General features: G+C 67.3%; 26 protein-coding genes. 8 read left to right on the forward strand and 18 right to left on the reverse strand.

Annotated features, from left to right (window positions below):
- Positions 1-4 precede the first annotated feature (4 nt).
- The 12 genes from LZ605_RS10260 to arsH all read right to left on the reverse strand — a co-directional run bounded on the left by LZ605_RS10260 (position 5) and on the right by arsH (position 11,420).
- The gene (locus tag LZ605_RS10260; protein WP_249844726.1) at positions 5-1,264 is read right to left on the reverse strand and encodes an MFS transporter; all 1,260 of its coding nucleotides are present in this window, start codon (positions 1,262-1,264) and stop codon (positions 5-7) included.
- A gap of 104 nt (positions 1,265-1,368) precedes the next feature.
- On the reverse strand, positions 1,369-1,656 hold the full coding sequence (locus LZ605_RS10265) for a hypothetical protein (protein ID WP_249844727.1): 288 nt from the start codon (positions 1,654-1,656) through the stop codon (positions 1,369-1,371).
- Positions 1,657-1,760: 104 nt separating this feature from the next.
- Positions 1,761-2,897, reverse strand: a complete 1,137-nt coding sequence (locus LZ605_RS10270) for a metallophosphoesterase (protein ID WP_249844728.1) — start codon at positions 2,895-2,897, stop codon at positions 1,761-1,763.
- Between the two features lie 133 nt (positions 2,898-3,030).
- On the reverse strand, positions 3,031-4,569 hold the full coding sequence (locus LZ605_RS10275; protein WP_249844729.1) for a TerC family protein: 1,539 nt from the start codon (positions 4,567-4,569) through the stop codon (positions 3,031-3,033).
- Positions 4,570-4,612: 43 nt separating this feature from the next.
- A complete protein-coding gene (locus tag LZ605_RS10280; protein ID WP_249844730.1) occupies positions 4,613-4,837 on the reverse strand; it encodes a helix-turn-helix domain-containing protein in 225 nt (74 codons plus the stop codon).
- Between the two features lie 13 nt (positions 4,838-4,850).
- On the reverse strand, positions 4,851-5,318 hold the full coding sequence (locus LZ605_RS10285; protein WP_249844898.1) for a DUF2975 domain-containing protein: 468 nt from the start codon (positions 5,316-5,318) through the stop codon (positions 4,851-4,853).
- 243 nt (positions 5,319-5,561) lie between these two features.
- Positions 5,562-6,065, reverse strand: a complete 504-nt coding sequence (locus tag LZ605_RS10290) for a GNAT family N-acetyltransferase (RefSeq protein ID WP_249844731.1) — start codon at positions 6,063-6,065, stop codon at positions 5,562-5,564.
- A gap of 13 nt (positions 6,066-6,078) precedes the next feature.
- Positions 6,079-6,513, reverse strand: a complete 435-nt coding sequence (locus LZ605_RS10295) for a hypothetical protein (RefSeq protein ID WP_249844732.1) — start codon at positions 6,511-6,513, stop codon at positions 6,079-6,081.
- A gap of 70 nt (positions 6,514-6,583) precedes the next feature.
- Positions 6,584-8,326, reverse strand: coding sequence for a GGDEF domain-containing protein (locus LZ605_RS10300; protein ID WP_249844733.1), 1,743 nt, complete (start codon positions 8,324-8,326; stop codon positions 6,584-6,586).
- A gap of 55 nt (positions 8,327-8,381) precedes the next feature.
- Positions 8,382-9,407, reverse strand: coding sequence for an AI-2E family transporter (locus tag LZ605_RS10305; protein WP_249844734.1), 1,026 nt, complete (start codon positions 9,405-9,407; stop codon positions 8,382-8,384).
- Positions 9,408-9,522: 115 nt separating this feature from the next.
- Positions 9,523-10,575, reverse strand: a complete 1,053-nt coding sequence (locus LZ605_RS10310) for a sensor domain-containing diguanylate cyclase (protein WP_249844735.1) — start codon at positions 10,573-10,575, stop codon at positions 9,523-9,525.
- A gap of 113 nt (positions 10,576-10,688) precedes the next feature.
- Complete coding sequence (gene arsH / locus LZ605_RS10315) at positions 10,689-11,420, reverse strand: arsenical resistance protein ArsH (RefSeq protein ID WP_249844736.1); 732 nt, start codon at positions 11,418-11,420, stop codon at positions 10,689-10,691.
- Between the two features lie 17 nt (positions 11,421-11,437).
- Here arsH and LZ605_RS10320 point away from each other — a divergent pair, with 17 nt between their 5' ends.
- The 3 genes from LZ605_RS10320 to arsB are packed head-to-tail and all read left to right on the forward strand — an operon-like array spanning position 11,438 to position 13,328.
- Complete coding sequence (locus tag LZ605_RS10320; RefSeq protein WP_249844737.1) at positions 11,438-11,767, forward strand: ArsR/SmtB family transcription factor; 330 nt, start codon at positions 11,438-11,440, stop codon at positions 11,765-11,767.
- 14 nt (positions 11,768-11,781) lie between these two features.
- On the forward strand, positions 11,782-12,288 hold the full coding sequence (locus tag LZ605_RS10325; protein ID WP_249844738.1) for an arsenate reductase ArsC: 507 nt from the start codon (positions 11,782-11,784) through the stop codon (positions 12,286-12,288).
- 14 nt (positions 12,289-12,302) lie between these two features.
- On the forward strand, positions 12,303-13,328 hold the full coding sequence (arsB, locus tag LZ605_RS10330; protein WP_249844899.1) for an ACR3 family arsenite efflux transporter: 1,026 nt from the start codon (positions 12,303-12,305) through the stop codon (positions 13,326-13,328).
- Positions 13,329-13,343: 15 nt separating this feature from the next.
- Here arsB and LZ605_RS10335 read toward each other — a convergent pair whose 3' ends face one another.
- Positions 13,344-14,351: a LacI family DNA-binding transcriptional regulator gene (locus tag LZ605_RS10335; protein ID WP_249844739.1), complete on the reverse strand. Its 1,008-nt coding sequence runs from the start codon at positions 14,349-14,351 to the stop codon at positions 13,344-13,346.
- A 92-nt stretch (positions 14,352-14,443) separates the two neighbouring features.
- On the opposite strand from LZ605_RS10335, the gene LZ605_RS10340 reads away from it, so the two are divergent.
- Genes LZ605_RS10340 through LZ605_RS10360 form a run of 5 tightly spaced genes read left to right on the forward strand, consistent with a single transcriptional unit; the run spans position 14,444 to position 19,079 of the window.
- The gene (locus tag LZ605_RS10340) at positions 14,444-15,496 is read left to right on the forward strand and encodes a sugar phosphate isomerase/epimerase family protein (protein WP_249844740.1); all 1,053 of its coding nucleotides are present in this window, start codon (positions 14,444-14,446) and stop codon (positions 15,494-15,496) included.
- Between the two features lie 27 nt (positions 15,497-15,523).
- Positions 15,524-16,741 carry a nucleoside permease gene (locus tag LZ605_RS10345; RefSeq protein ID WP_249844741.1) on the forward strand — a complete coding sequence of 406 codons (1,218 nt, stop codon included), beginning with the start codon at positions 15,524-15,526 and terminating at the stop codon, positions 16,739-16,741.
- Between the two features lie 12 nt (positions 16,742-16,753).
- Complete coding sequence (locus LZ605_RS10350) at positions 16,754-17,878, forward strand: Gfo/Idh/MocA family protein (protein WP_249844742.1); 1,125 nt, start codon at positions 16,754-16,756, stop codon at positions 17,876-17,878.
- 19 nt (positions 17,879-17,897) lie between these two features.
- On the forward strand, positions 17,898-18,764 hold the full coding sequence (locus LZ605_RS10355; protein ID WP_249844743.1) for a sugar phosphate isomerase/epimerase family protein: 867 nt from the start codon (positions 17,898-17,900) through the stop codon (positions 18,762-18,764).
- An 18-nt stretch (positions 18,765-18,782) separates the two neighbouring features.
- Complete coding sequence (locus LZ605_RS10360; protein ID WP_249844744.1) at positions 18,783-19,079, forward strand: c-type cytochrome; 297 nt, start codon at positions 18,783-18,785, stop codon at positions 19,077-19,079.
- Positions 19,080-19,089: 10 nt separating this feature from the next.
- Here LZ605_RS10360 and LZ605_RS10365 read toward each other — a convergent pair whose 3' ends face one another.
- From LZ605_RS10365 to LZ605_RS10385, 5 genes are all read right to left on the reverse strand, one after another.
- Positions 19,090-19,863 (reverse strand): 3-keto-disaccharide hydrolase, encoded by a 774-nt coding sequence (locus tag LZ605_RS10365; RefSeq protein ID WP_249844745.1) that lies wholly within the window; start codon positions 19,861-19,863, stop codon positions 19,090-19,092.
- On the reverse strand, positions 19,848-20,423 hold the full coding sequence (locus LZ605_RS10370) for a gluconate 2-dehydrogenase subunit 3 family protein (protein WP_249844746.1): 576 nt from the start codon (positions 20,421-20,423) through the stop codon (positions 19,848-19,850). Before LZ605_RS10370 ends, LZ605_RS10365 begins: the two co-directional genes overlap by 16 nt.
- Positions 20,423-22,108, reverse strand: a complete 1,686-nt coding sequence (locus LZ605_RS10375) for a GMC oxidoreductase (protein ID WP_249844747.1) — start codon at positions 22,106-22,108, stop codon at positions 20,423-20,425. The genes LZ605_RS10370 and LZ605_RS10375 overlap by 1 nt, the downstream gene beginning before the upstream one ends.
- A gap of 27 nt (positions 22,109-22,135) precedes the next feature.
- Positions 22,136-23,032 (reverse strand): hydroxypyruvate isomerase family protein, encoded by an 897-nt coding sequence (locus LZ605_RS10380; protein WP_249844748.1) that lies wholly within the window; start codon positions 23,030-23,032, stop codon positions 22,136-22,138.
- Positions 23,033-23,234: 202 nt separating this feature from the next.
- Positions 23,235-23,810, reverse strand: coding sequence for a single-stranded DNA-binding protein (locus LZ605_RS10385; RefSeq protein WP_010483495.1), 576 nt, complete (start codon positions 23,808-23,810; stop codon positions 23,235-23,237).
- Positions 23,811-23,887 lie beyond the last annotated feature (77 nt).

A 23,887-nucleotide genomic window follows, 5' to 3' on the forward strand; every position in this document is an offset into this window, starting at 1 on the left:
TCGGCTAGCGCTTGACCCTGCCCGGGGCCGTCTCGGGCAGGGTCCACAGCACGGGCAGCACCAGCACCGCCACCAGCGCGATCATCGCGCCCGGCGCCGCCGCCCAGCCGCTGCGTTCCACCCACCATTGCGCCAGCCACGGTGTCGCGCCGCCGAACACCGCGGTGGCCATGGTCACGCCCAGTGCCAACCCGCTGACCCGGCCTTCGCCCGGGAACTGTTCGGCGCTGGCAGGGGCCGCCACCGCACTCACGCCACCGGCCACGCAGGCCAGCAGCACTGCGGCCAGCACGATGCCCAGCGTCGTCGCCTGCGCCATCCACGCAAACAGCGACAGCGGCAGCAGGGCCGCCAGCAGGGTCAGCCCCAGCAGCACCGGCCGACGGCCGACGCGATCCGACAATGCGCCGCACAGCGGGGTGATCGCGATCACCGCCACCGCCGCGATCGTCGACAGCCACAACGCATCGCCCTCGTCATGCCCCCGCGCATGCAGGAACGCTGGCACGTAGGTGATGCCCACGTAATAGGTGATCGAGCCCAGTGCGGAGATCGCGAAGGTGCGCGCCACCGCAGCGGGATGGTTGCGCAGCACATGCCGCAGCGGCGTGGCCGGAATGCTGCCGTTGCGGCGCTGGCGCTCGAATTCGGGTGATTCGTGCATGCCCGAGCGTGCGACCAGGATCACCAGCGCCAGTGCGGCGCCGACGAAGAACGGAATGCGCCAGCCCCAGCTGTCCAGCTGCGGCGTGGGCAGCAGCGCGACCGTGAGCGCGGAGATCGCCACCGCCAGCAGCGCACCCACTTCACTGGCCGCCGAGGCCAGCGAGGTCACCAGGCCCCGTCGCCGCAGCGGTGCGCTTTCCAGCAGGTAGGCCACCACGCCGGTGTATTCGCCACCCACCGAGAATGCCATCACACAGCGCAGGACCAGCATCAGGACGCCGGCGGTGGCACCGGCCGTCGCCGCGGTCGGCAGCAGTGCGGTGGCCAGCATCGCCGCGGCCATCAGTGCCATCGAGGCCAGCAGCATCCAGCGTCGGCCGAGGCGATCACCGAGGTGACCGAAGCACAGCGCGCCCAGCGGACGCATCAGATAGGACACCGCGAAGCCGGCCAGGGTGACCAGCAAAGCCTGCTCGCCGCCGCCGAAGAACACCCGCGACAGCACCGTGGCGAAATACAGGTACAGGGTGAAGTCGTACCACTCCACCACCGTGGACAGGCCGGCCACCCACATCGAGCGCTGCCGTGCTGCAGTCATTGCATGCGTTCCTTCATCGCCGCAGGGTGCCACGCACGAGGTGACGACGCGGTGCACCAACTACGGGGTCAGATCCCTTTGCCAACGGCCAAGGGATCTGACCCCTACTGGCTTCGCGCGGAGCGGTACACCGCATAGGCCGCGAGGATCTTCTGCAGCCTGGCCTGGTGCTTGGCGCCCATTGGCACCCGCTGCACGCGCTTCAACAGCGTCTTCCACATGTATCCGGAACGGAAGAAGTATGGCCGCACCTCGAGGAAGGTCAGCACGACATCCACCGTATCCGGATCGTGCTCAGCCAGTTGCTTCAGTGCATTGGCGTAGCCACCCGGGAACGCAAGCTGTTCATGGCGTTGGTCGTATTCCACGCAGGCTGCCGCATGCCGCTGCATCTCCTCCGGGCCACGCCAGCGCGCGCGGGTGGGCCATGGTTCCTTCCAGGTCTTCGGGGTCAGATCCCTTTCCCGGCGGGAAAGGGAACTGACCCCACTTCAGGTCACAGCGTGCGGCGCAGCGTGATCAGGGTGATCTCCGATGGCACGCCGATGCGCGCCGGGAAACCTGCCCAAAGACCGGCACCGTTGCTCACGTACAAGGTCATGCCATCGACTTCGTATCGCCCGGAGACGAAACCCCCGTTGGCCCGCTTCACCAGCTGGTCCATGCCGATGATCTGCCCACCATGGGTATGCCCGGACAGCTGCAGCGCCACGCCACGGGCGGCGGCCTCGCGCGCATTGCGCGGACGGTGATCGAGCAGGATCACCGGCGCGGACCGATCAGCCCCTGCCAGCGCGGCATCGATATCCGGCAACGGCAGGCCATAGCGGGCCGCCACCGGATCGGTGACACCGGCGATGGTCAGCGCAGCGTCACCGCGGCGCACCTGCAGATGGCTGTTCTCCAGCACCTGCATGTGCAGCGCGCGGAACGCCTGCATCCAGTCCTGGTACTGCGCGTAGTACTCGTGGTTGCCGGTGATGGCAATGACGCCGTCGGGTGCGCGCAGATCGGCCAGCGGGCGCGCATCATCGCGGCGGGCGTGCACGCTGCCATCTATCAGATCGCCGGTGATCACGATCAGGTCCGGCTTCAATGCGTTGCTCCCGGCCACCACCTTGCGCACCCAATCGCCTGTCAGCAGTCGGCTGGCGTGGATGTCGGTCAGCTGCAGCACGCGGTAGCCGTCGAACCTGGGCGGCAGATCGTTGATCGCCACCTCAATCTGCCGGGTCTGGGGCACGGCCATGCCCTGGCTGATGCCATAGCCACTGACCAGCAGGGCCAGCACGCCGGCCATCGGCCGCAGCTTCGGGCCGCGAAGCGCTGACGCGGCGCGTGGCCAGCGCAGCAGGCGGGAAAGCAGCAGGCCGGCATCCAGCACCAGCATGGCCAACGCCAGCAGCAGCACCGCCGTCGATCCGGTGGCCAGCGTGGCGATGGCCAGCTTCGGAATCTCCGGTGACGCCATCGTGCCCCAGAAGGCAGCCACGATGCGCAGCTGCACGGCAACGGCCACCAGCAGCAGCGACAGCACGATCTTCAGCCAGGCGTGCATGCGCAGTGGCCAGAGCAGGCGCCAGGCCACATACAGGCCCATCAACAAACCGATCGTACTCAGCACTGCAACCATCCGGTGAAGAAAGCGGACCCGCCATGGTGAAGGGTGCCGGCCGCGTTGTGTAGAGCCGAGCCCTGCTCGACTGCTCAAAAGCCAGTCAAGCAAGCTCGACTCTCCGTGACGGGCAGTCGAGCATGGCTCGACGCTACGAATGCGCCAGGCGTTCCACCCGCAGGCGGGCGATGCGGCGCTTCTCCATCGCCAGTACGGTGATGCGCACGTCGGCGATCTCCACCGCGTCACCCATGTCCGGCAGGCGGCCCAGCTGCTCCAGCACCAGCCCGGAGATGGTCATGTAGTCGGCACTGCGCGGCAACGACACACCGGTCAGCCGTTGCAGGTCGTCCAGGGTCAACGCACCGTCGGCTTCCCACTGCTGCTCGCCCTGCGCGACCACGCCATAGCGCTCGTCCTGGGTGTCAACCAGGTCACCGGCAATGGCGGCCAGGAGGTCGTTGGCGGTGACCAGGCCTTCCACGCTGCCGTACTCGTCCACCGCCACCGCCAGCGGCACCGGGTGCTGGCGGATCAGTTCCAGGGCCTGCAGCGCGCTGGCACTGGACAACACATACTGCGGTTCGCGCAGATTGCCTTCCAGCTGCAGCGGCCTGCCCTGCAGCAGGTCGGCCAGCAGATCGCGGCTCTGCACCACGCCACGCAGGCTGTCCAGATCGCCATCACCCACCAGCAGGCGGGTATGCGGCGAGGCCACCAGGCGTGCAACCACATCGTCCTGGCCACGCGCCAGGTCGATCCACTGCACGTCAGCGCGCACGGTCATCACGCTCGATACCGGCCGGTCGGCCAGGCCCAGCACGCTGCGGATCATCTCGTGCTCGGCCGGCTGCAGGCGCTCTTCGGCATCCTCATGCGACTCCTCGCCGGCATCGTCGTGGCCATTGGCCGGGCGCGCGCCGAGCATCCTCAGCACCGCATCGGCGGTGCGCTGGCGGAACGGCTGGCGGCGCTCGTTGCGCTCGCGGTTGAAGCGCACCCACTGGTTGAACGCCTCGACCAGGATCGAGAAGGCGATGGCCGCATACAGATAGCCCTTCGGGATCTTGTAGCCCAGGCCCTCGGCCACCAGGCTGAAACCGATCATCAGCAGGAAGCCCAGGCACAGCACCACCACCGTAGGATGCTTGTTGACGAAGCGGGTCAGCGGCTTGCTGGCCACCAGCATCAGTGCCATCGCGATGGTCACTGCGGCGTACATCACGCCCAGGTTGTCGACCATGCCGACCGCGGTGATCACCGAGTCCAGCGAGAACACCGCATCGAGCACGACGATCTGCGCCACCACCATCGCAAAACTGGCATAGACCTTCTTGCCGTCTTCATGGTGCTCGCGGCCTTCCAGCCGTTCGTGCAGCTCCATCGTGCCCTTGAACAGCAGGAACAGGCCGCCGCCCAGCAGGATCAGGTCACGCCCGGAGAAACTGTGGTCGAACAGCGTGAGCAGCGGTTCGGTCAGCTTCATGATCCAGGCCAGCGCGGCCAGCAGCACCAGCCGCATCAGCAACGCCAGTGCCAGGCCGATTACCCGCGCGCGGTCGCGCTGGTGCGGCGGCAGCTTGTCGGCCAGGATCGCGATGAACACCAGGTTGTCGATGCCGAGCACGATCTCCAGCACGACCAGGGTTGCAAGGCCCATCCAGATCGAGGGGTCAGCCAACCATTCCATTTCAGGTCCGTTTCGTCAGTGGGGAGGAAAAAGGGAAAGCCACTCAGTCACCATCCTGCACCTGCGCCGGGTCATGCCCGAGCAGGTCGCCGGGCGTGCATTGCAGCTCCCGGCAGATGGCATCCAGGGTGGAAAAGCGGATGGCGCGCGCCTTGCCGGTCTTCAGGATCGACAGGTTCGCCAGAGTGATATCGATGCGCGCCGCCAGCTCGGACAGGGTCATGCCCCGCTCCTGCAGCATGCGGTCCAAGGTGATGATGATCGCCATCAGCGCGCGCCCATCAGATCACACCGTCCAGGTCGTCACGCATCGCCGCGCCCACGGCAAACACCCGCGCCAGCACGAACAGCATCAGTACCGCCACCAGGCCGGTGATCGACATGCCGCCGCCGACTTCCATCCAGGTGAAGTCCGGCCCCATCCAGGCCGCGTAGGCCCCGATCAGGATCGACAGCAGTTCCATGGCCAGCATCAGCCAGGCCATGTGCTGCAGGCGCTGTGCATTGGCGTGGGTGAACGGACGCTCACGCGCGGCCGACTTCAGCAGCCGCAGCAGGTGACGCAGGAACAGCAGGCACAGCACCAGCAGCGCAATGATCGCGCCCAGCCCCAGGCAGAAATGCAGGAACAGGTCGCTGCCGTGCGCGGCCGCCGCAGCGGTGTCATGCACGCTGTCGAGCAGCCAGCGACGATCATGGGCGACCAGCGGCACGGCCAGCAGGGCGGCCAGGATGCCCAGCCAGCACATCGCACGGACCGCCTGTACGGCGGCCAGGGCCAGGGTGAACAAGCCTCGCGCGGCAGTGGCGCGGGCGGGACGAGCGGTCAAGCGGCCTCCGGCATTGGGGTGGCCTCGCCGCCCCGGGGTGGATTTATCGATAAACGATATATCACAACCGGCGTGAAAAACTGAATCGAAGGCATTCCCTCCGACATGGTACCTGCAGCACGGGAGGGCGGCTCACGTGATGATGCCGGCCAGCTGCCGGCGCTACCCCGCGGGGTAGCGGTACACCAGATCCTGCGCGTCGCTGCGCGTGGCCTGCGCATCGAGCACGCCGCCCAGGCGCTTTGCCACTGCCTGCGAGGCGACATTGTCCGGCGCCATGTAGCTGACCAGGGTCGGCAGCTGCACCACCACGAATGCCCAGTCGCGCAGCGCGCCGGCCGCTTCGGTGGCAAAGCCCTGGCCTTCGTGGCCGTCGTACAGCAACCAGCCCAGTTCCTTTTCCGGGAACAGCGGGCCGTGATTGATGCCGACCTGGCCGATGCAGGCGCCACTGTCGCTGCGCTCGATCATCAGCGCGCCGTGGCCGAACAGGTGCCAGCTGGCCAGGTCATGGCAGAACTGGCCCCAGGCCGCCACTTCGCCAAACGGACCGCCCATGCCGCGTGCGCGCGGCGAGGCCAGGAACGCGGCATAGACGCCGAAGTCGTCCAGTCGTTGCGGGCGCAGCCGTAGGCGTGCGGTGTGCAGGGTGGGGATATCAAGCATGGCCCATGCCGGCTCAGTACACCGCCAGGTGGCCGCAGCCGCGGCGCTGCGGTTGCCCTTCCATCGTCACCTGCACGCTGGCCTGTGTATCCACGCCCTCGGCATTGCGGCACGGCTCGCGCTTGATCTCGACGATGGCCGGCTGCCTGCCCAGCTCACCGTTGAGCACGATCAGCGTACTGGGTGCATCGGCGGGTTGGCCCAGATAGCGCAGCATGCCGGTATGGGTGCGGCCATCTGCGCTGAGGCTGGCATCGTGGTTGCCCTTGCCGGTGGACGCGATCTCGATGCGCCAGCCGGCACCGCCGCCGGTGAAGGCCGGCACCGGGCTCAGGCCGGCGCCCAGGGTGGGCGGGTGCGGCTCATCGGCCGACGTCTGCGAGGGCGTGCTGCAGCCAGCCAGCACGCCGGCCAGCAGCATGGCAGCCAGGAGGGGGCGCATGATCATGTCCAGCTCCTGCAACGTCCGGGGCGGCCAGTCTAGGGTCCGGCGCGTGCGCCGGGGATGAACGCCGGCCTCAGCGTCCACCACGTCCACCGCCGGCCACCCGCACCCGATCACGGCCCTGCGCCTTGGCCTGGTACATCGCCGCGTCGGCAGCGCGCAGCAGGGCCCGCCAGCCCAGCGCATCGGTACCGCCCTGCGCAACGCCAAAGCTGGCGGTCACCCGCAGCACGTCATCACCGGCCACCGCAATATCGAGCTGGCGCAGGGCCACGCGCAGCGATTCGGCCAGCTGCCGGCCGGCGGCCAGGTCACCGTCGGCCAGCAGCACCAGGAATTCCTCGCCGCCGTAGCGGGCAATGCTGTCGCTGCGGCGCAGATGACGCTGCAGCAATCGGGCCACCTGTACCAGCACCGCGTCGCCGGCATCGTGGCCATGGCCATCGTTGATGGCCTTGAAGCGGTCCACGTCCAGCAGGATCACTACGGCGTCCACGCCTCCTTCGGCATGGCGCCGCTGCACCCTTTCTTCCAGCGCGCGCCGGTTCAACAGCCCGGTCAGTTCATCGGTGCCGGCCAGCTGGCGCAGTTCACTGGTCAGCGCCGAGCGTTCACGCGAGCTCCCGCGCAGCACTTCGATGGCATCGAACAGGCGCTGCATCTCGGCCAGTGGATGGGTGGCGTACTGCTCGGGACCGGGCGTGTCCGAGGCGATCTGGATCACCTGCTTCTGCGCCTGCAGCAGCGGGCGCAGGATCTGCCGATGGGCGATGCGCAGGGCGCCGCCCAACACCAGCAGCGTACCCAGCGCGGTGGCGACCAGCACCCCCAGCCGTGTCACCTCGCGGTTGCGGGCGTGCTCGAAGCGATCGATCGACACCCGCAGATAGCCGTCGCGCAGTTCCTCCAGCGAACGCAGCGTCGGTACGTAGCGCGTGGTGAACTCGGCCGCGGTCCACGGCGGTGGGCGGCCGCGCCGCCCCTCCTCGATCAGCTGCTCGATCATCGGCAGCGACTCGCCGAAAAACTGCCGTCGCGCCATGTCCCAATGCCAGGACAGCGTCGGGTCGCTGCGGAACACCGACTCATGGCTGCCTGCCAGATGCCACAGCTCGAGCAGGCGGCCTTCGGTCTGCAACGCGGCACGCACCTGCTCATCGCGCCACGCGCCGGGTACCGCCACCGGCGCCATCACGTTGGAGGCCAGCCGGCCACCGTGTTCGCGCAGGTCGATCAGCACCTGGCCCTGCATCGCCGGGATGGCAGCCTCGCGGTCGGCGCGCACCAGCGCGTTGATCTGTGCCGAGGTCAGCAGGTGCAGACGATCGACCACGGCGAACATGCTGTTGATCGCACGCTCCACCTCTTCCACCCGCCGCGCATCGCGTGGTCGTGCCACGATCTGGTCCACCGCAGCGCGCGCCGAGGACAGCCGGCGCCGTGCATCGGCCAGCATGCCCTGGCCATCCACCTCCCCAGGGTCGGCCCCGAAGACCGCATCGAGCTGCAGCAGCGCGGCATCCACCCGTTGCCGTGCCGCCGCCAGCTGCGCGGCCAATCGCGCGTGCGTGCCTGCGTCGGCCGGGTCTGCGCCGAGCAGGCTGTTGGCCGGGCCACGCTCGGCCGAGATCAGATTGGCCAGCTCGAAGGTCTGGCGCAGCTGGCGCAGGCTGACCAGGTTGGTCTCGGCTTCAACGAAGCGCTGCGTCCCCTGCACCAGCGCGATGGCCATCAATGGCAGCGTGCACAGCACGAACAGGCCGCCCAGTATCCAGAGCCATGTCTGCAGACTGATTGGCGATGCCCTGCGACCCATCGATGTAGCCCCCTGCATGTGGATCAGTGGATCAGCCGGACCACGTCACAGCGGATCAGATCCAGCGCTGATCCACCAGTTCGCGCTTGACGTAGGCATAGAACACCGGCGCGGCGACCAGGCCCGGCAGGCCGAACGCCGCTTCCATCACCAGCATCGCCAGCAGCAGCTCCCAGGCACGGGCCTGGATCTCGCCACCAACGATGCGTGCGTTGAGGAAGTACTCCAGCTTGTGGATCACGATCAGGTACAGCAGCGCGGCCACTGCCACATAGAACGAGACCGACAGCGCGACGATGGTGATGACCGTGTTGGAGATGAGGTTGCCCACCACCGGCAGCAGGCCGGCCAGGAAGGTGATCAGCACCAGGGTCTTGGACAGCGGCAGGTGCACGCCGAACAGCGGCAGCACGCCCAGCAGGAAAATGCCGGTGAACACCGTGTTGAGCAGCGAGATCTTGACCTGCGCGAACACCACCTGGCGGAACGCGGTGGCCAGGCGGCTGGTACGGCCGATCAGTTCCTGCGCCAGCGGCCCCATCTTCGGCAGCGGCAGCTCGTCGTACAGCGCGATCATGGCGCCGAGCACCATGCCGATCAGGATGCGCACGCCCACCTGCACCGCCGAGGTGCCGGCCACACCCAGCTGGCGCTGGTGTTCGGCCGCCCACTCATTGAGCGCCGCACGCAATGCCGGCATGTCTTCGGGAATATAGGGCTGCAACAGTGCCGGTACCTGGTGGCGCGAACTGTTGAGGATCTCCATCAGGTGCCCCAGCAGCGCGTCCGGGCCACCGGTCTCGGTGCGGAAGAACGAGGCGATGCCGATCCCGGCCAGGACCAATGCACTGATGATCACGGCGGATAGCAGGATCACCGCGATCGCCCGCGCCCGTCCCGGTGGCAGCCGGCCCTCCACCGTGGAGGCCAGCACATGGGTCAGCTGGAACACCAGCAGGCCCGACAACAGCGTCACCACCAGCCCCAGTTTCAGCGCCAGCCACATGCCCAGCAGCATCATCAACCAGGCCGCGATCCGTGCAACGGGGGGCTTGGGCTGGGCAACGAGAGCGTCTTGCATGGCGGTACGTCCGGGCAGGGTGGCCCATGGTAGAGGATTGCCGGCGCAATGCCGCGTGCAGGCTGAACCGCCACCGGGCCAGCCACGGACCGGTAGCGATGAGGTGCAGGTGGCCTCATTCGCCGTAGCTGGCGGTGTTCTTGCCCTGCCGCTTGGCGTGGTAAAGGGCGCGGTCGGCCAGCGCCAGCCAGTCCTCCACGCTGCCGCCCCGGGGGGTGGCCGCGATGCCGATGCTGACGCTGAACTCGACCCCCGGGGTGGCCTGCCGGGCCGCCTCCAGCAGGCGCAGCCGGACGCGCTCGGCTACGTGCATCGCATCCACCGGCGCACAGTCATGCAGCAGTACTACGAACTCGTCGCCGCCCAGCCGCGCGGGCGTATCGCCGGGCCGGGCGAAGCTGCGCAGGGTGGCGGCGATGTGGCGCAGTACTTCGTCCCCGGCGCGGTGGCCATGGGAATCGTTGATGTGCTTGAAATCGTCCACGTCCAGCATCAACAGGCAGGCGAAGCGCCCCTGCCCCTGTGCGCGGTCCAGCGCCTGCTGCGCGCGCACGATCAGGAAACCACGGTTGGCCAGTTCAACCAGTGGATCCATCCGGCTCAACCGCTGCAGCTGCCGGTTCTGTGATTTCACCCGGCGCGCCAGCTGCCAGCTGAGGATGCTGAGCCCGATGCCGTAGACAAACAGGAAGGGCACGCTGAGCACGATCGTGCGCTGCGACGACACCGGTTGATACGGGAACCCCAGCGCCCACCAGGTGAGCGCGAAACCCAGCACCAGCGCCAGCGTTGCGCGCAGTGCCAGGCGCACGCCGCCGGCGGCGATCTTGTCGGCCACCAGCAACGCGGCGAACAGTGCACTGGGCACCGCACTGAGGCCCATGAAAGCGATCCAGCCGCCGCCGAAGAGGGAATCGGCCACCATGCAGCGGAACTGGACCACCGCCGGCTGGCGCGAACGATGGGTCAGCAGCAGCGCCAGCGCCGGCCAGGCCAACGCGTTGAGCAGCAGCAGGACCCAGGCCAGCGCGCCATCCTGGCGCTCGAGGATGATCGAGGCGATGGGAACCGCACCCAGCCCGTTGCCGACGAAGCGCATCCAGCCGATGCGCCGGGCCGCGCCAATGCCTTCGACCGCCACTTCCGTCGAGTCGGTGAAGTAAGGCATTGACGACCCCCCTGCGTGATCGCACGTTCCACTACGGCCCTGGCGGGCGGCGTGCAACGAGTCTGACAGCTTTGCGTCAATTCGGGATCAAGGTGGCATCGGACGCAGTAGAACTACTTCGCTGCATCCGCTCCCGAAGCGCTGGCGAGCACGGCCGCCTGCTGATTGCCCTTGCGTTCGCTGTAGCGATCCACCAGGTAATCCGACCGACCGCGTGTCAGCAGGGTGAATTTGACCAGCTCCTCCATCACATCCACCACCCGGTCATAGAACGCGGAGGGTTTCATCCGTCCGTCTTCGTCAAACTCCTGCCAGGCCTTGGCCACCGAGGACTGGTTGGGAATGGTCAGCATGCGCATCCAGCGCCCCAGTACACGCAGCGTGTTGACGGTGTTGAACGACTGCGAGCCCCCGCTGACCTGCATCACCGCCAGCGTCCTGCCCTGGGTAGGACGCATCCCGCCCTCCTCCAGCGGCAACCAGTCGATCTGGTTCTTGAACACGCCGGTCACCGTGCCGTGGCGTTCCGGACTGATCCACACGTGGCCCTCCGCCCACAGCGACCACGCACGCAGGCGCTGCACCTCCGGGTGGTGCTTGTCGGTGCTGTCCAGCATCGGCAACCCGTGCGGGTCGAACACCCGCGTCTGGCAGCCGAGATGGCGCAGCACGCGCTCGGCCTCCAGTGCCAGCTTGCGGCTGAACGATTCTGGCCGCAGCGAGCCATACAGCAGCAGGATCCTGGGAGGCCCGGCATCGCCGGCGGCCAGCAGAGCGGGGTCGGGCGGCGGAAGGGCAGCTTCGAGCAGATTCGGCAGTGCGGTACTTGAGATCGGCTTATTCATTCGATTATTCTAGAAATATGGAAACAAAGAATGCAATCGCAGCCCTCACCGCCCTCGGCCACGCCACCCGCCTGGCCGCCTTCCGCCTGCTGATCGAAGCCGGGCCCGCTGGGCGCATGGCCGGCGACATCGCCTCGATCCTGCAGGTGCCACCGGCCACGATGAGTTTCCACCTGAAGGAACTGCTGCAGGCCGGCCTGGTGGAAAGCCAGAGCCAGGGCCGCAACGTCTGCTACCGCGCCAACTTCAACGCCATGACCGGCCTGATCGATTACCTCACCCACAACTGCTGTGCCGGCTCACCCGCGCCGGGCTGCAGCCCCAACGCGCCCGACTGCGCCTGCTGAACGGAGATCTCCTTGTGAACCCCCTACGCGTGCTGTTCCTGTGTACCGGCAATTCCGCCCGCAGCGTGCTCGCCGAAGCCACCCTGCGGGCGTGGGCCGGGCATCGCTTCGAGGTCTTCAGTGCCGGCAGCCAGCCGACCGGCCAGGTCAATCCGTTCGCCATCGCCCAGCTGCAGGCCGACGGCATCGCCACCGCCGGGCTGCACAGCAAATCCTGGGATGTGTTCGCCCATGCCGCACCGATGGACCTGGTGATCACCGTCTGCGACGCCGCTGCGGCGGAAACCTGCCCGGTGGTGTTCGGCGATTTCCTGCGCACGCACTGGGGCCTGCCGGATCCGGCCGCGGTCGAAGGCAGCGACGCCGACAAGGCCCAAGCATTTGCCCAGGCCCATGCCATCGTGAAGGCCCGGCTGCTCGCCTTGCTGGCCCTGCCGGCCGCTACCTGGAACGATCGCGGTGAACTGAAACACGCCCTGGACCGGATCGGTTTCGTGCAGCCCGCGGACCCGCACGCATGAGCCGTCCCGCTCCGATGGGGCGCTTCGAACGCCACCTCACCTTGTGGGTCGCATTGTGCATCGCGGCGGGCACCGCACTGGGCCATTTCCTGCCCACTGCATTTGCCGCGCTGGCGCGCACCGAAGTGGCCAACGTCAACCTGCCGATGGCGGTGCTGATCTGGCTGATGATCATCCCGATGCTGCTGAAGGTCGACTTCGGCGCGATGCGCCAGGTCGGCCAGCACTGGAAGGGCATCGGCGTGACGCTGTTCATCAACTGGGCAGTCAAGCCGTTCTCGATGGCGCTGCTGGGCTGGCTGTTCCTGCGCCATGCCTTCGCCGGCTGGCTACCGCCGGGGCAGGCCGACAGCTACATCGCCGGCCTGATCCTGCTGGCGGCAGCGCCGTGCACGGCGATGGTGTTCGTGTGGAGCAACCTGTGCCGCGGCGATGCCAACTTCACGCTGAGCCAGGTGGCGCTGAACGACGCGATCATGGTGGTGGCCTATGCGCCGGTGGTGGCGTTGCTGCTGGGCCTGTCGGCCATCAGCGTGCCGTGGAATACGCTGATCCTGTCGGTGGGCCTGTACATCATCGCGCCGGTGATCGCTGCCGCAGTGCTGCGCCGCATGCTGCTGGCGCGTCGTGGCCAGGACGGCCTGCAGGCCGTGCTGCGCGCGCTCGGCCCGCTGTCGCTGGCCGCGCTGCTGCTGACCCTGCTGCTGTTGTTCGGCTTCCAGGGCCGCCAGATCGTGCAGCAGCCGCTGGTCATCGCGCTGATCGCGGTGCCGATCCTGATCCAGGTGTACTTCAACGCAGGGCTGGCCTACCTGTTGAACCGGCAGCTGGGCGTTGCCCATTGCGTGGCCGGTCCGTCGGCGCTGATCGGCGCCAGCAACTTCTTCGAACTGGCCGTCGCGACCGCGGTGGGCCTGTTCGGCGTGCATTCCGGTGCAGCACTGGCGACGGTGGTCGGCGTGCTGATCGAGGTACCGGTGATGCTGTCGGTGGTCCGCATCGTCAATGCGTCGCAACGCTGGTACGAGCGCAGGCGATGATCGTGCGCCCCGCCCTCACCCGCGCCGTGGCGCGGCCGTCGAGCCCCGCACCATCAGGCTGAACTCCAGCGTCTGCTGAAGCGGCACATCGGCACGCTCGATGATGGCCAGCAGCAGGTTGACCGCGCGCTCGCCGATTTCCCGCATCGGTTGCCGGATGGTGGTCAGCGGCGGCGTGAGGTAACGCGACGAAGCCAGATCATCGAAGCCGACGATGGACAGGTCATCGGGTACGCGGATGCCCAGATCGCGGCAGGCCGCCAGGGCCCCCAGCGCCATCTGGTCGCTGAAGCAGAAGATCGCCGTCGGTGCGGGCGTGGCGGCCAGCAGCGCCGTCGCCGCGGCATGGCCGGAATCGACCGAGAAATCGCCCGGCACGATGTTCAGCTGGCGCAGGCGCCCGCGCGCCCTGGCGGCAGCCCGCACTCCTTCCAGGCGCTGCTGGTGCAGCGGGTTGTCGGGCGGCCCGCCGACCACGGCGATCCGCTCGTGGCCCAGCGCATACAGGTGTTCCATCACCGCGCGTGCGGCGGCCGCATTGTCGATGTGGACGCTGGGCAGCCCGAGCGCCGGGTCGAACTCGCAGCCATTGACCACCGGTGCGGCGGCCCCCTGCTGCTCGACGATGGCGCGTGCGGTGGGCGGCAGGCGATGCCCGAGCACGATCATGCCGTCGGCCTCGTTGCGACGGAGCATCTGTGCGTAGCGCTCCTCGCGGTCGGGTTGGTCCTGGGTATCGCCCAGCAATACCGCGTAGCCGAGCGCCTGCGCGGCGTCTTCGGCACCCTGCAGGATCTGCGCGAAGAACGGGTTGGCGATGTCCGGCACGGTGACCAGGATCTTGCCGCTGCGCTGGGTCTTGAGCGTCCGCGCGACCGTGTTGGGCACATAGCCCAGCGCGGCGGCGGCCTGCTCGATGCGGGTGCGCGTGGCCGGCAGTACCTTGTCCGGCCGCGAAAGCGCGCGCGACACGGTGCCGGCGGAGACGCCGACGTGCTTTGCAATGTCGTAGATGGTGGCCATGGCGTTAGTCCTCTCCGCTGTGCAGTGCACAACAGCTCCTGCGTGCGCCCCTGCTAGGATAATGCAATCGATTGCATCGAGGGCGAATCCTCTTGAAGACGCTCAAGGGTCCCGCGCTGTTCCTGGCGCAGTTCATCGGCGACACAGCTCCTTTTGATCGACTGGACACGCTGGCCGGCTGGGCCGCGGGCCTGGGCTATTCTGGCGTACAAGTCCCCACCAACGCGCCCCACCTGTTCGATCTGGCCGAGGCCGCGCGCAGCCAGACCTACTGCGATGACATCGCCGGCATGCTGGCCGGGCACGGGCTGCAGATCACCGAGCTGTCCACCCACCTGCAAGGGCAGCTGGTGGCCGTCCACCCCGCCTACGACAGCCTGTTCGACGGCTTTGCGCCGGCGGACAAGCGCGGCGATCCGGAGGCGCGGCAGGCCTGGGCGGTAGAGCAGCTGCTGCTGGCGGCCCAGGCCAGCCGGAACCTCGGGCTGAGCGCGCATGCCACCTTCTCCGGCGCGTTGGCCTGGCCCTACTTCTACCCCTGGCCGCAGCGCCCCCACGGCCTGGTGGAAGAAGCCTTCGCCGAACTCGGCCGCCGCTGGCGGCCCATCCTCGATGCGTTCGATGCCTGCGGCGTCGATCTGTGTTTCGAAATCCACCCGGGCGAAGACCTGCACGACGGCGCAACCTTCGAGCGTTTCCTCGAGGTGGTCGACCAGCATCCACGCGCGAAGATCCTGTACGACCCCAGCCATCTGCTGCTGCAGCAGCTGGACTACCTCGGCTTCATCGATCGTTATCACGACCGCATCGGCATCTTCCACGTCAAGGATGCCGAGTACCGCCCCAGCGCGCGCAGCGGCGTGTATGGCGGCTACCAGGACTGGATCGATCGCCCGGGGCGGTTCCGCTCGCTGGGCGATGGCCAGATCGACTTCAAGGCGATCTTCTCGAAGTTCGCGCAGTACGACTTCCCGGGCTGGGCCGTGCTCGAATGGGAGTGCTGCCTGAAGCACCCGGAAGACGGCGCACGCGAGGGCGTGGCCTTCATCCGCGACCACATTATCCGTGTGACCGAACGCGCTTTCGACGACTTCGCCGACAGCGGCACCGACACCGCTTCTCTGCACCGCATGCTGGGAATCTGAGCCATTACCGCCCCGGGAGGGCAAGCCATGACGCACGCCATGTCGCGCTTGGGCGCGATGATGTTCCTGCAGTTCTTCATCTGGGGCGCCTGGTTCGTGACCCTGGGCACCTACCTGGTGCAGGGCCCGCTGCAGGCCAGCGCGAGCCAGGTGGCCACCGCCTTCCTCAGCCAGTCGATCGGTGCGATCGTCGCGCCGTTCCTGGTCGGGCTGATCGCAGACCGCTACTTCGCCGCGCAGCGCATCCTGGCGGTGCTGCACCTGGCCGGCGCGGTGCTGCTCTGGCTGGCCTCCACCGCGAGCAGCTTCAGCACGTTCTCCGCCTGCGTGATGGGCTACATGCTGCTGTTCATGCCGACACTGGCGCTGGCCAACAGCGTGGCGATGCGCCACATGCAGTCGCCGGAAAAGCAGTTCCCGCTGGTGCGCGTGGCCGGCAGCATCGGCTGGATCGTGGCCGGTGTGCTGATCGGCTGGCTGGGTTGGGAACAGGCACACCGGCTCGAACTCACCTTCCAGATGGCGGCCGTGGCATCGCTGGTGCTGGGGCTCTACGCGTTCACCCTGCCGCACACGCCGCCGCTGGCCCGGCAGCGCGACGCGGGGCTGGGGCAGATCCTGGGGCTGGATTCGCTGCGGCTGCTGAAGTCGCGCTCGTACCTGGTGTTCTTCCTGGCCTCCATCGCCATCTGCATCCCGCTGGCGTTCTACTACAACTTCACCAACCCCTACCTCAATGACCTCGGCGTACGTGGCGCTGCCGGCCTGCAATCGCTGGGCCAGGTGTCCGAAGTGCTGTTGATGCTCGCCATGCCGTTCCTGTTCGTGCGGCTGGGGGTGAAAACGATGCTGGCCGTTGGCATGGCCGCGTGGGTGCTGCGCTATGCCCTGTTCGCCTTCGGCGATGCCGGCAGCGGCTTCTCGCTGCTGGTGATCGGCATCGTGCTGCACGGCATCTGCTACGACTTCTTCTTCGTTACCGGCCAGATCTATACCGATGCACATGCCGGCCCCGACGCGCGCAGCAGTGCACAGGGCTTCATCACCCTGGCCACCTATGGCGTGGGCATGCTGATCGGCACCTTCCTGTCCGGCGCGGTGGTGGAGCACTTCACCACCGCAGCAGGGCCGGACTGGCAGCAGATCTGGCTGTTCCCGGCCGCTGTTGCACTGGTCGTGCTGATCGCGTTCCTGCTGCTGTTCCGCGACCGGCCGGTCGCTGCTGCCGCCCCCTCCCCTCCCTGAGGACGCTTGCCGATGCCAACACCTGGAATCGCCATCATCGGAACCGGCATGATCGGCGCCGTGCACCGCCGTGCGGCGCTGCTGGCCGGTGCCCGGATCTGCGGTGTTGCCGGCTCTTCACTGGACCGTGCACGCGAGGTTGCGCATTCGTGGAATGTCGCGCGCGCCTATCGGGATATCGAAGAGGTCATCGCCGATCCACAGGTGCAGGTCGTGCACATCTGCACGCCCAACCACCTGCACCGGCCGATGGCACAAGCCGTGCTGGAAGCGGGCAAGCACGTGATCTGCGAGAAGCCGCTGGCCACCACCCTGGCCGATGCGCAGGCGCTGGCGGCGCTGGCCGCCTCGCGCGGCCTTGTCGCCACGATTCCCTTCGTCTACCGCTACCATCCTGTGGTGCGCGAGGCGCGCGCGCGCATTGCACAGGGCGAACTGGGACCGTTGCACCTGATCCACGGCAGCTACCTGCAGGACTGGCTGCTGGACCCGGCCAGCAACAACTGGCGCGTGGACCCGGCACTGGGGGGTGCCTCCCGCGTGTTCGCCGACATCGGCTCGCACTGGTGCGATCTGGTGGAATGGGTCAGCAGCGAACGCTTCACCGAGGTCAGCGCGGCGTTCGACACCGTGATCAGCGAGCGCGGCGCCGGCACCGCGCAGAGCTTCAGCGCCCCGGCCGCCGGCGGCACGCTGCAGACGGTGGCCAGCGAAGATGTGGCGATGGCCCTGTTCAGGACCGGCGCCGGCACGCTGGCATCGTTGACGACCAGCCAGGTCTCGGCCGGGCGGCACAATCGGCTCTGGTTCGAGATCGATGGTGCCCGCGCCAGCGTGGCCTTCAACCAGGAAGATGCAGAGCGGTTGTGGATCGGCCGGCCCGACCAGCGCGAGGAAATCTTCGTGCGCGGCCCGAGCGCGGGAAGTGCCGATCAGCGGCGGTTGTCGGTGCTGCCGGCCGGGCACGCACAGGGCTACAGCGCATGCTTCGATGCATTTGTCGCCGACACCTATCGCGCCATCGACGGCGAACGCGCCGAGGGCCTGCCGACCTTCGACGACGGCGTGCGCTCAGCGCGGATCGTTGATCGCGTCATCGCATCGGCCAGGACGCGCGCCTGGACCACCATCGACTGAACCCCGGGAGGAACGCCTGATGAAAGCCCCTGTCCGCCGAACCGCAGCGCTCGCACTTCTGCTGATGGCTGCCCTGCCCGCCTTTGCAGGGCAAGCCGTCGCCGCGCAGAAGCCCATTGCGGTGCAGATGTACTCGCTGCGCAATGCCGGATCGCTCGACCAGCAGTTGAAGATCGTCCACGACGCCGGCGTACATGCAGTGGAAACAGTCGGCACGCAGGGCGTCAGCGCCAGCGAACTCAAGCAGCTGCTGGACCGGTATTCAATCAGGGCCATCTCGTCGCACGTGGCGCTGGCCGAACTGCGCCGGGACCTGGACGGCGTGGTGGCCTTCAACCGCTCGATCGGCAACACCACCCTCGTGGTGCCTTACCTGGATGCGAAGGACCGGCCGACCGATGCGGCGGGCTGGACCGCACTGGGCCAGGAGCTGGGCCGCCTCGCCAGACAGATGCGCGCCAAGGGCATGCGCCTGGCCTACCACAACCACGACTTCGAACTGGCCGAGGTCAACGGAACGACCGGCCTGGAACGGCTGTTTGCCGCCGCCGGACCCGACCTGCAGACCGAGCTGGACCTGGCCTGGGTGGCACGCGCCGGCCACGACCCGGCCGTGATGCTGGGCAAGTTCCGCGGCCGCCTGTTCGCGGTGCACGCCAAGGACAATGCGCCCAAGGGCCAGGCCGAGGACGAAGGTGGATTCGCCGCCGTCGGCCAGGGCGTCCTGGACTGGAACGCGATCCTGCCGGCCGCATCCGCCGCCGGCGTGCAGTGGTACATCCTCGAGCACGACCAGCCGCGCGATCCGGCCAAGGTGATCCAGACCGGCGCGGACTACCTGCGTGAACACCTGACTGTCAGCCCGCCAGCCGGCGCACAGCGCTAGCCCGCGAAGGAGACTCGCTTGAAGACGATACTGAAACTGGCGGTGATGCTGTGCGGCGCAACGCTTGCGACCACCGGGTGGAGCAAGGACGATCCGGCTGCCGGCGCCAAGCTCTACAGCGCGAACTGCACCGCCTGTCATGGTGCGGATCGCGCCGGCATGCCGGGGGCGTTCCCCGCGCTCACCGATATCGGCAAGCGCCTGGATGGCGCGCAGATCAAGGACAAGATCCGGAAAGGCGGCGGACTGATGCCGCCGTTTCCACAGCTGTCGCAGCAGGAGATCGACGACATCACCAGTTACCTGGCGAAGTAGTCGGTCGGCTTTACAGCTCGCGCACCCAGATGTTGCGGTAGCTGACCTTCGAATCGTGCTCCTGCAGATAGAGCGGCGCGCAGGCATGGGGCGAGTACGACGGTGCGCCGATGTACTCGGTCTTGCCCGCCAGCACGGTGTCGTCCTGCACCAGCACGCCGTTGTGCAGCACGGTGATGCGCGCGGGCGAGACGAGCCCGCCGCCCGGCGAGAAGCGCGGGGCCTTCCAGATGATGTCGTAGGCCTGCCACTGCCCCGGCGCCCGTGAGGCATTCACCAACGGCAGGGCCTGCTTGTAGATCGAGCCGGCCTGGCCGTTGGCGTAGGTCGGGTTGTTGTAGCTGTCGAGCACCTGCAGCTCGTACAGTCCCTGCAGGAAGATGCCGCTGTTGCCGCGGTTCTGGCCATCGAAGCCCTGGGTTTCGACCGGCGTGCGCCACTCGACATGCAGCTGCACATCGCAGAAGCCCTGCCGGGTGCGGATGCCCTTGCTGCCCGGCACCACGGTCATCGCGCCGTCGGCGACGGTCCAGGGCACCCGCCCGCCCTGCTCGGACTCCCAGCGCGAAAGATCCTTGCCATCGAACAGCACGATCGCGTCGGAAGGCGCGGCGCCCGCCGGCGTGGCCACGATCGCCGGCACGGGTGACCACACTTCGGTCTTCTTCGGATCACGCGCAGGATCGGCAGCGGCCTGCGCGAACGCAGGTGCAGCGGCGAACACCCCAGCGGCGATCCATAGAGGCTTGATCCTCATGGTGCGTTCCATCAGCTGGTCCCCCATGCAGGGGTACCGGGAACATAGGCCAGATCGCCGTCGTAGCGCCCTGGCACGGCAACGTACTGCAGCACCCCGGTCGCACCGACCTTGGAGGTGAAGAAGCCGAAGATGGCCAACTGCTTGATCATCGTGAAGTAATGCGGCATTGCTTCGCCCTCCTCGGCGGTGCCGGTCTCGGTCACCTCGGCAGGGCGCGCCCCGGCCTCCGCGTCCAGAACACGCAGCAGTTCGGTGCGGGCCTCCGATGTGAGTGAGACGAAGCGGCCGCCGGCGCGTTTGTCGATGTCAGCCAGCCCGGCGCGGAACGTGGCCTGCTGCCGGGCGGTGTAGCAGTCGCTGACGAACGTCGCCATGAATGCGCCGGCGCCGGCGTCCTTCGCCCCTGGCGTCCGGGTCCGCGGCAGGATGGTCTCGGCGATCTCATCGAGCATGCCGACATCGGCGTCGGAAAAATGGACCTGTGTGGGTGCAGCCGCCCCCTGCCCGTGCACCAGCGCTGGCAAGCCCACCATCGCCGCTCCGGTGGCGGCCACGATCATCTTCAGCAGTTCGCGCCGATCCATCACAGGTTCCCCGCTTTCAGTTCGCGCACGGCGTGGTCGGCGGCGCGCGCGGTCAAGGCCATGTAGGTCAGTGAGGGGTTCACGCAGGCGCTGGAGGTCATGCAGGCACCGTCGGTCACGTAGACGTTGGGCGCGTCCCAGACCTGGTTGTGCGCGTTCAGTACCGAGCTCTTCCGGTCACGGCCCATGCGTGCGGTTCCCATTTCGTGGATGCCCTTGCCCGGCGCGTAGTCGTTGTCGTGCATCTTCACGTCCTTGACCCCGGCCGCCTCCAGCATCTCGGCGGCATCGGCAGCCATGTCCTTGCGCATGGCCAGCTCGTTGGCGCGCATGGCAACGTCCATCGCCAGCACCGGCAGCCCCCACTTATCCTTGCGCTCACGGTCCAGGCGGATGGTGTTGTCGTGGTGCGGCAGCATCTCGCCGAAACCGGTCATGCCGATGCGCCAGTCACCGGGCACGGTCAGCGCCTCCTTCAGGTCGGCACCGATGTTCAGTTCGGCGATCTCGCGCGACCAGCCGGTGCGGCTGGCACCGCCCTGGTAGCCGAACCCACGCAGGTAGCCGCGCTTTTCCGCGGCGATGTTGCGGAAGCGGGGAATGTAGAAACCACAGGGGCGACGCCCGAAGTAGTACTTGTCCTCGTAGCCCTCGACGCGGCCTGAGGCGCCGGCACCGAAGTGATGGTCCATCACGTTGTGTCCCAGTTCGCCCGAGGAGGAGCCCAGCCCGCCGTCCCATACATCGGTGGCCGAGTTCATCAGCAGCCAGGTCGAGTTGAACGACGACGCATTGAGGAAAATGACCTTGGCGGTGTACTGGTAGGTCTGCCCGGTTTCGGCGTCGATGACCTCCACGCCGCGCGCGCGCTTGCGGTCCTTGTCGTAGAGCACTTCCTTGACGATCGAGAACGGCCGCAGTGTCAGGTTGCCGGTCTTCATCGCCGCCGGCAGCGTCGCCGCCTGCGTCGAGAAGTAGGCACCGAACGGGCAGCCCAGGATGCACTTGTTGCGGTACTGGCAGTTGACGCGGCCCTGCTCGGGCATCGGCTGGGTGATGTTGGCGGTGCGCGAGTGGATCAGGTGCCGCGTTCCGCCAAACGCCTTCTTGATCCGCGCAGCCACATCCTTCTCGACGATGTTCAACGGAATCGGCGGCAGGAACTCACCGTCCGGCAGCACATCCAGACCTTCGCGTGTGCCGGCGATACCGGCGAATTTCTCCACATGGTCATACCAGGGCGCGATGTCGGCATAGCGGATCGGCCAGTCGGTGGCGATGCCGTCCTTGAGGTTCGCTTCGAAATCCAGGTCGGAGAATCGATAGCTCTGGCGGCCCCACATCAGCGAGCGGCCGCCGACGTGGTAGCCGCGGAACCAGTCGAACCGCTTGGTCTCGATATAGGGCGATTCCTGCTCGTTGGCCCACATCCCTTCCAGGTTCTCGGCCAGGCCGTAGTCGCGCATCAGCACCGGGAAGTCGGCCTTCATCGCCTGCGTTGGCCGGTTGCGATGGGGGAAATCCCATGCCTCCTTCATCGCATTGACGTAGTCCTTGACGTGCTCGATGTTGCGCCCGCGTTCGAGCATCAGGACCTTCAGGCCCTTTTCGGTCAGTTCCTTTGCCGCCCAACCGCCACTGATTCCCGAGCCAACAACGATGGCGTCGTAGTGATTATCTGCCATGGGTTTCTCACCTGGGTGGATATCGTTTCAGACGTCGCAGAGGCGGATCGCCTCGCGCAATGAGCCAACCGGGTCCGGCGCGGCAGGCATGAATTCCTGGGCCAGATACCCCTCGAAGCCGGTGTCACGGATCGCGCGACAGATGGCCGGATAGTTGAGTTCCTGCTGGTCACCGATCTCATGCCGGCCCGGCACACCGGCGGTGTGGTAGTGCTTGAAGAATGCGTGGTGCCTGCCGATGGTGGCGATGATGTCGCCCTCCATGATCTGCATGTGATAGATGTCGTAGAGCAGGCCGAAGTTGTCCGAGCCCAGCCGCTGGCACAACGCCACGCCCCAGGCCGAGTGGTCGCACAGGTAGTCGCGATGATCGACCCGGGAGTTCAACAACTCCATCACCAGCACCACGCCACGCTTCTCGGCATGCCCGAGGATGCGCTTGAGCCCGGCCTCGGCAGTGGCGATGCCTTCCTGCGGGTCCATGCCGTTGCGGTTGCCCGAGAAGCAGATGAGATTGCGATAGCCAGCATCGGCCACCAGGTCGATATGCCGCGTGTAGCGCTCCACCAGTTCATCGTGGAACTGGCGGCCGGCGAAACCCTTGGTCAGGCCCAGCTCCGCGCCATTGCACATCGAGCTGTACACGCCATGGGCTTTCAGCGTGGGCCAGTCTTCGGGGCCGACCAGATCGATGGCGGCGAAGCCGATGCGCTTCACCGTCTGGCAGAGCTGGGCCACCGACAGCTGCGGGAAGGTCCAGCGGGCCACGGAGTGCTTCAGGTGGCCCTTCAGCGGTGCATCGGCGGCGAATGCGGGCAGCGCGCCCGCCACCCCCAGGCCGATGCTGCCGGCCACCGCGAGACGCAGCGCATCACGGCGCGTAAGCCCGGGGGACGGGCTGGGCTTGATCGTAGGGATGGACATCCACCTTCCGGCCTCCCAACCGGCATCAAACGCTGAGGATTTGCCGCAATGCAATCGATTGCACCATAGGGGAGGAAATTGTCTGTTTGCAAGTCGCAGTGCACGAAAATCGATGCTGCGGGGCACCACTGCGATGACATCGCGGAAAAAGAAAAGCCCCGCATGTGCGGGGCTTTCCTTTCTGCTGCAGACGCGCGTTCGATCAGAACGGAATATCGTCGTCAGCGAAGTCGTCCATCGGCGGCGCCTGCTGCGGCTGCGGGCGCTGGTTGCCGCCCTGGTTGCCGTAGCCACCGCCCTGGTTGCCGCCCTGGTTGCCATAGCCGCCGCCCTGGCCACCACGCTGGCCGCCACCGCCACCGCCGTACTCCTGGCGCGGGGCCTGCTGGCGCTGCGGGCGATCGCCGCCGTAATTGCCGCCACCGCCACCGCCGCCACCTTCGCCGCGGCCGCCCAGCATCTGCATTTCATCGGCGACGATATCAGTGGAGTACTTCTCCACGCCGTCCTGGCCGGTGTACTTGTCGTAACGCAGGCTGCCTTCGACGTAGACCGAGCTGCCCTTGCGCAGGTACTCGCCGGCAATCTCGCCGAGCTTGCCGAAGAACACCACACGGTGCCATTCGGTGCGTTCCTGCTGGTTGCCATCCTTGTCCTTGCGGACGCTGGTGGTGGCCAGGCTGATGCGGGTGATCGCCATGCCGCTCTGGGTGTACTTCACGTCCGGGTCGTTGCCGAGGTTGCCGACCAGGATGACCTTGTTGATGCCGCGCGCCATAGGTAAGTGATTCCATTGTCCGGGGGCCGGTGCCTGTCATAGCACACAGCCGGAGTTGCCGATACCCGGCCGCCCAT

It is taken from the genome of Stenotrophomonas maltophilia (assembly GCF_023518235.1).
GTDB lineage: Bacteria > Pseudomonadota > Gammaproteobacteria > Xanthomonadales > Xanthomonadaceae > Stenotrophomonas.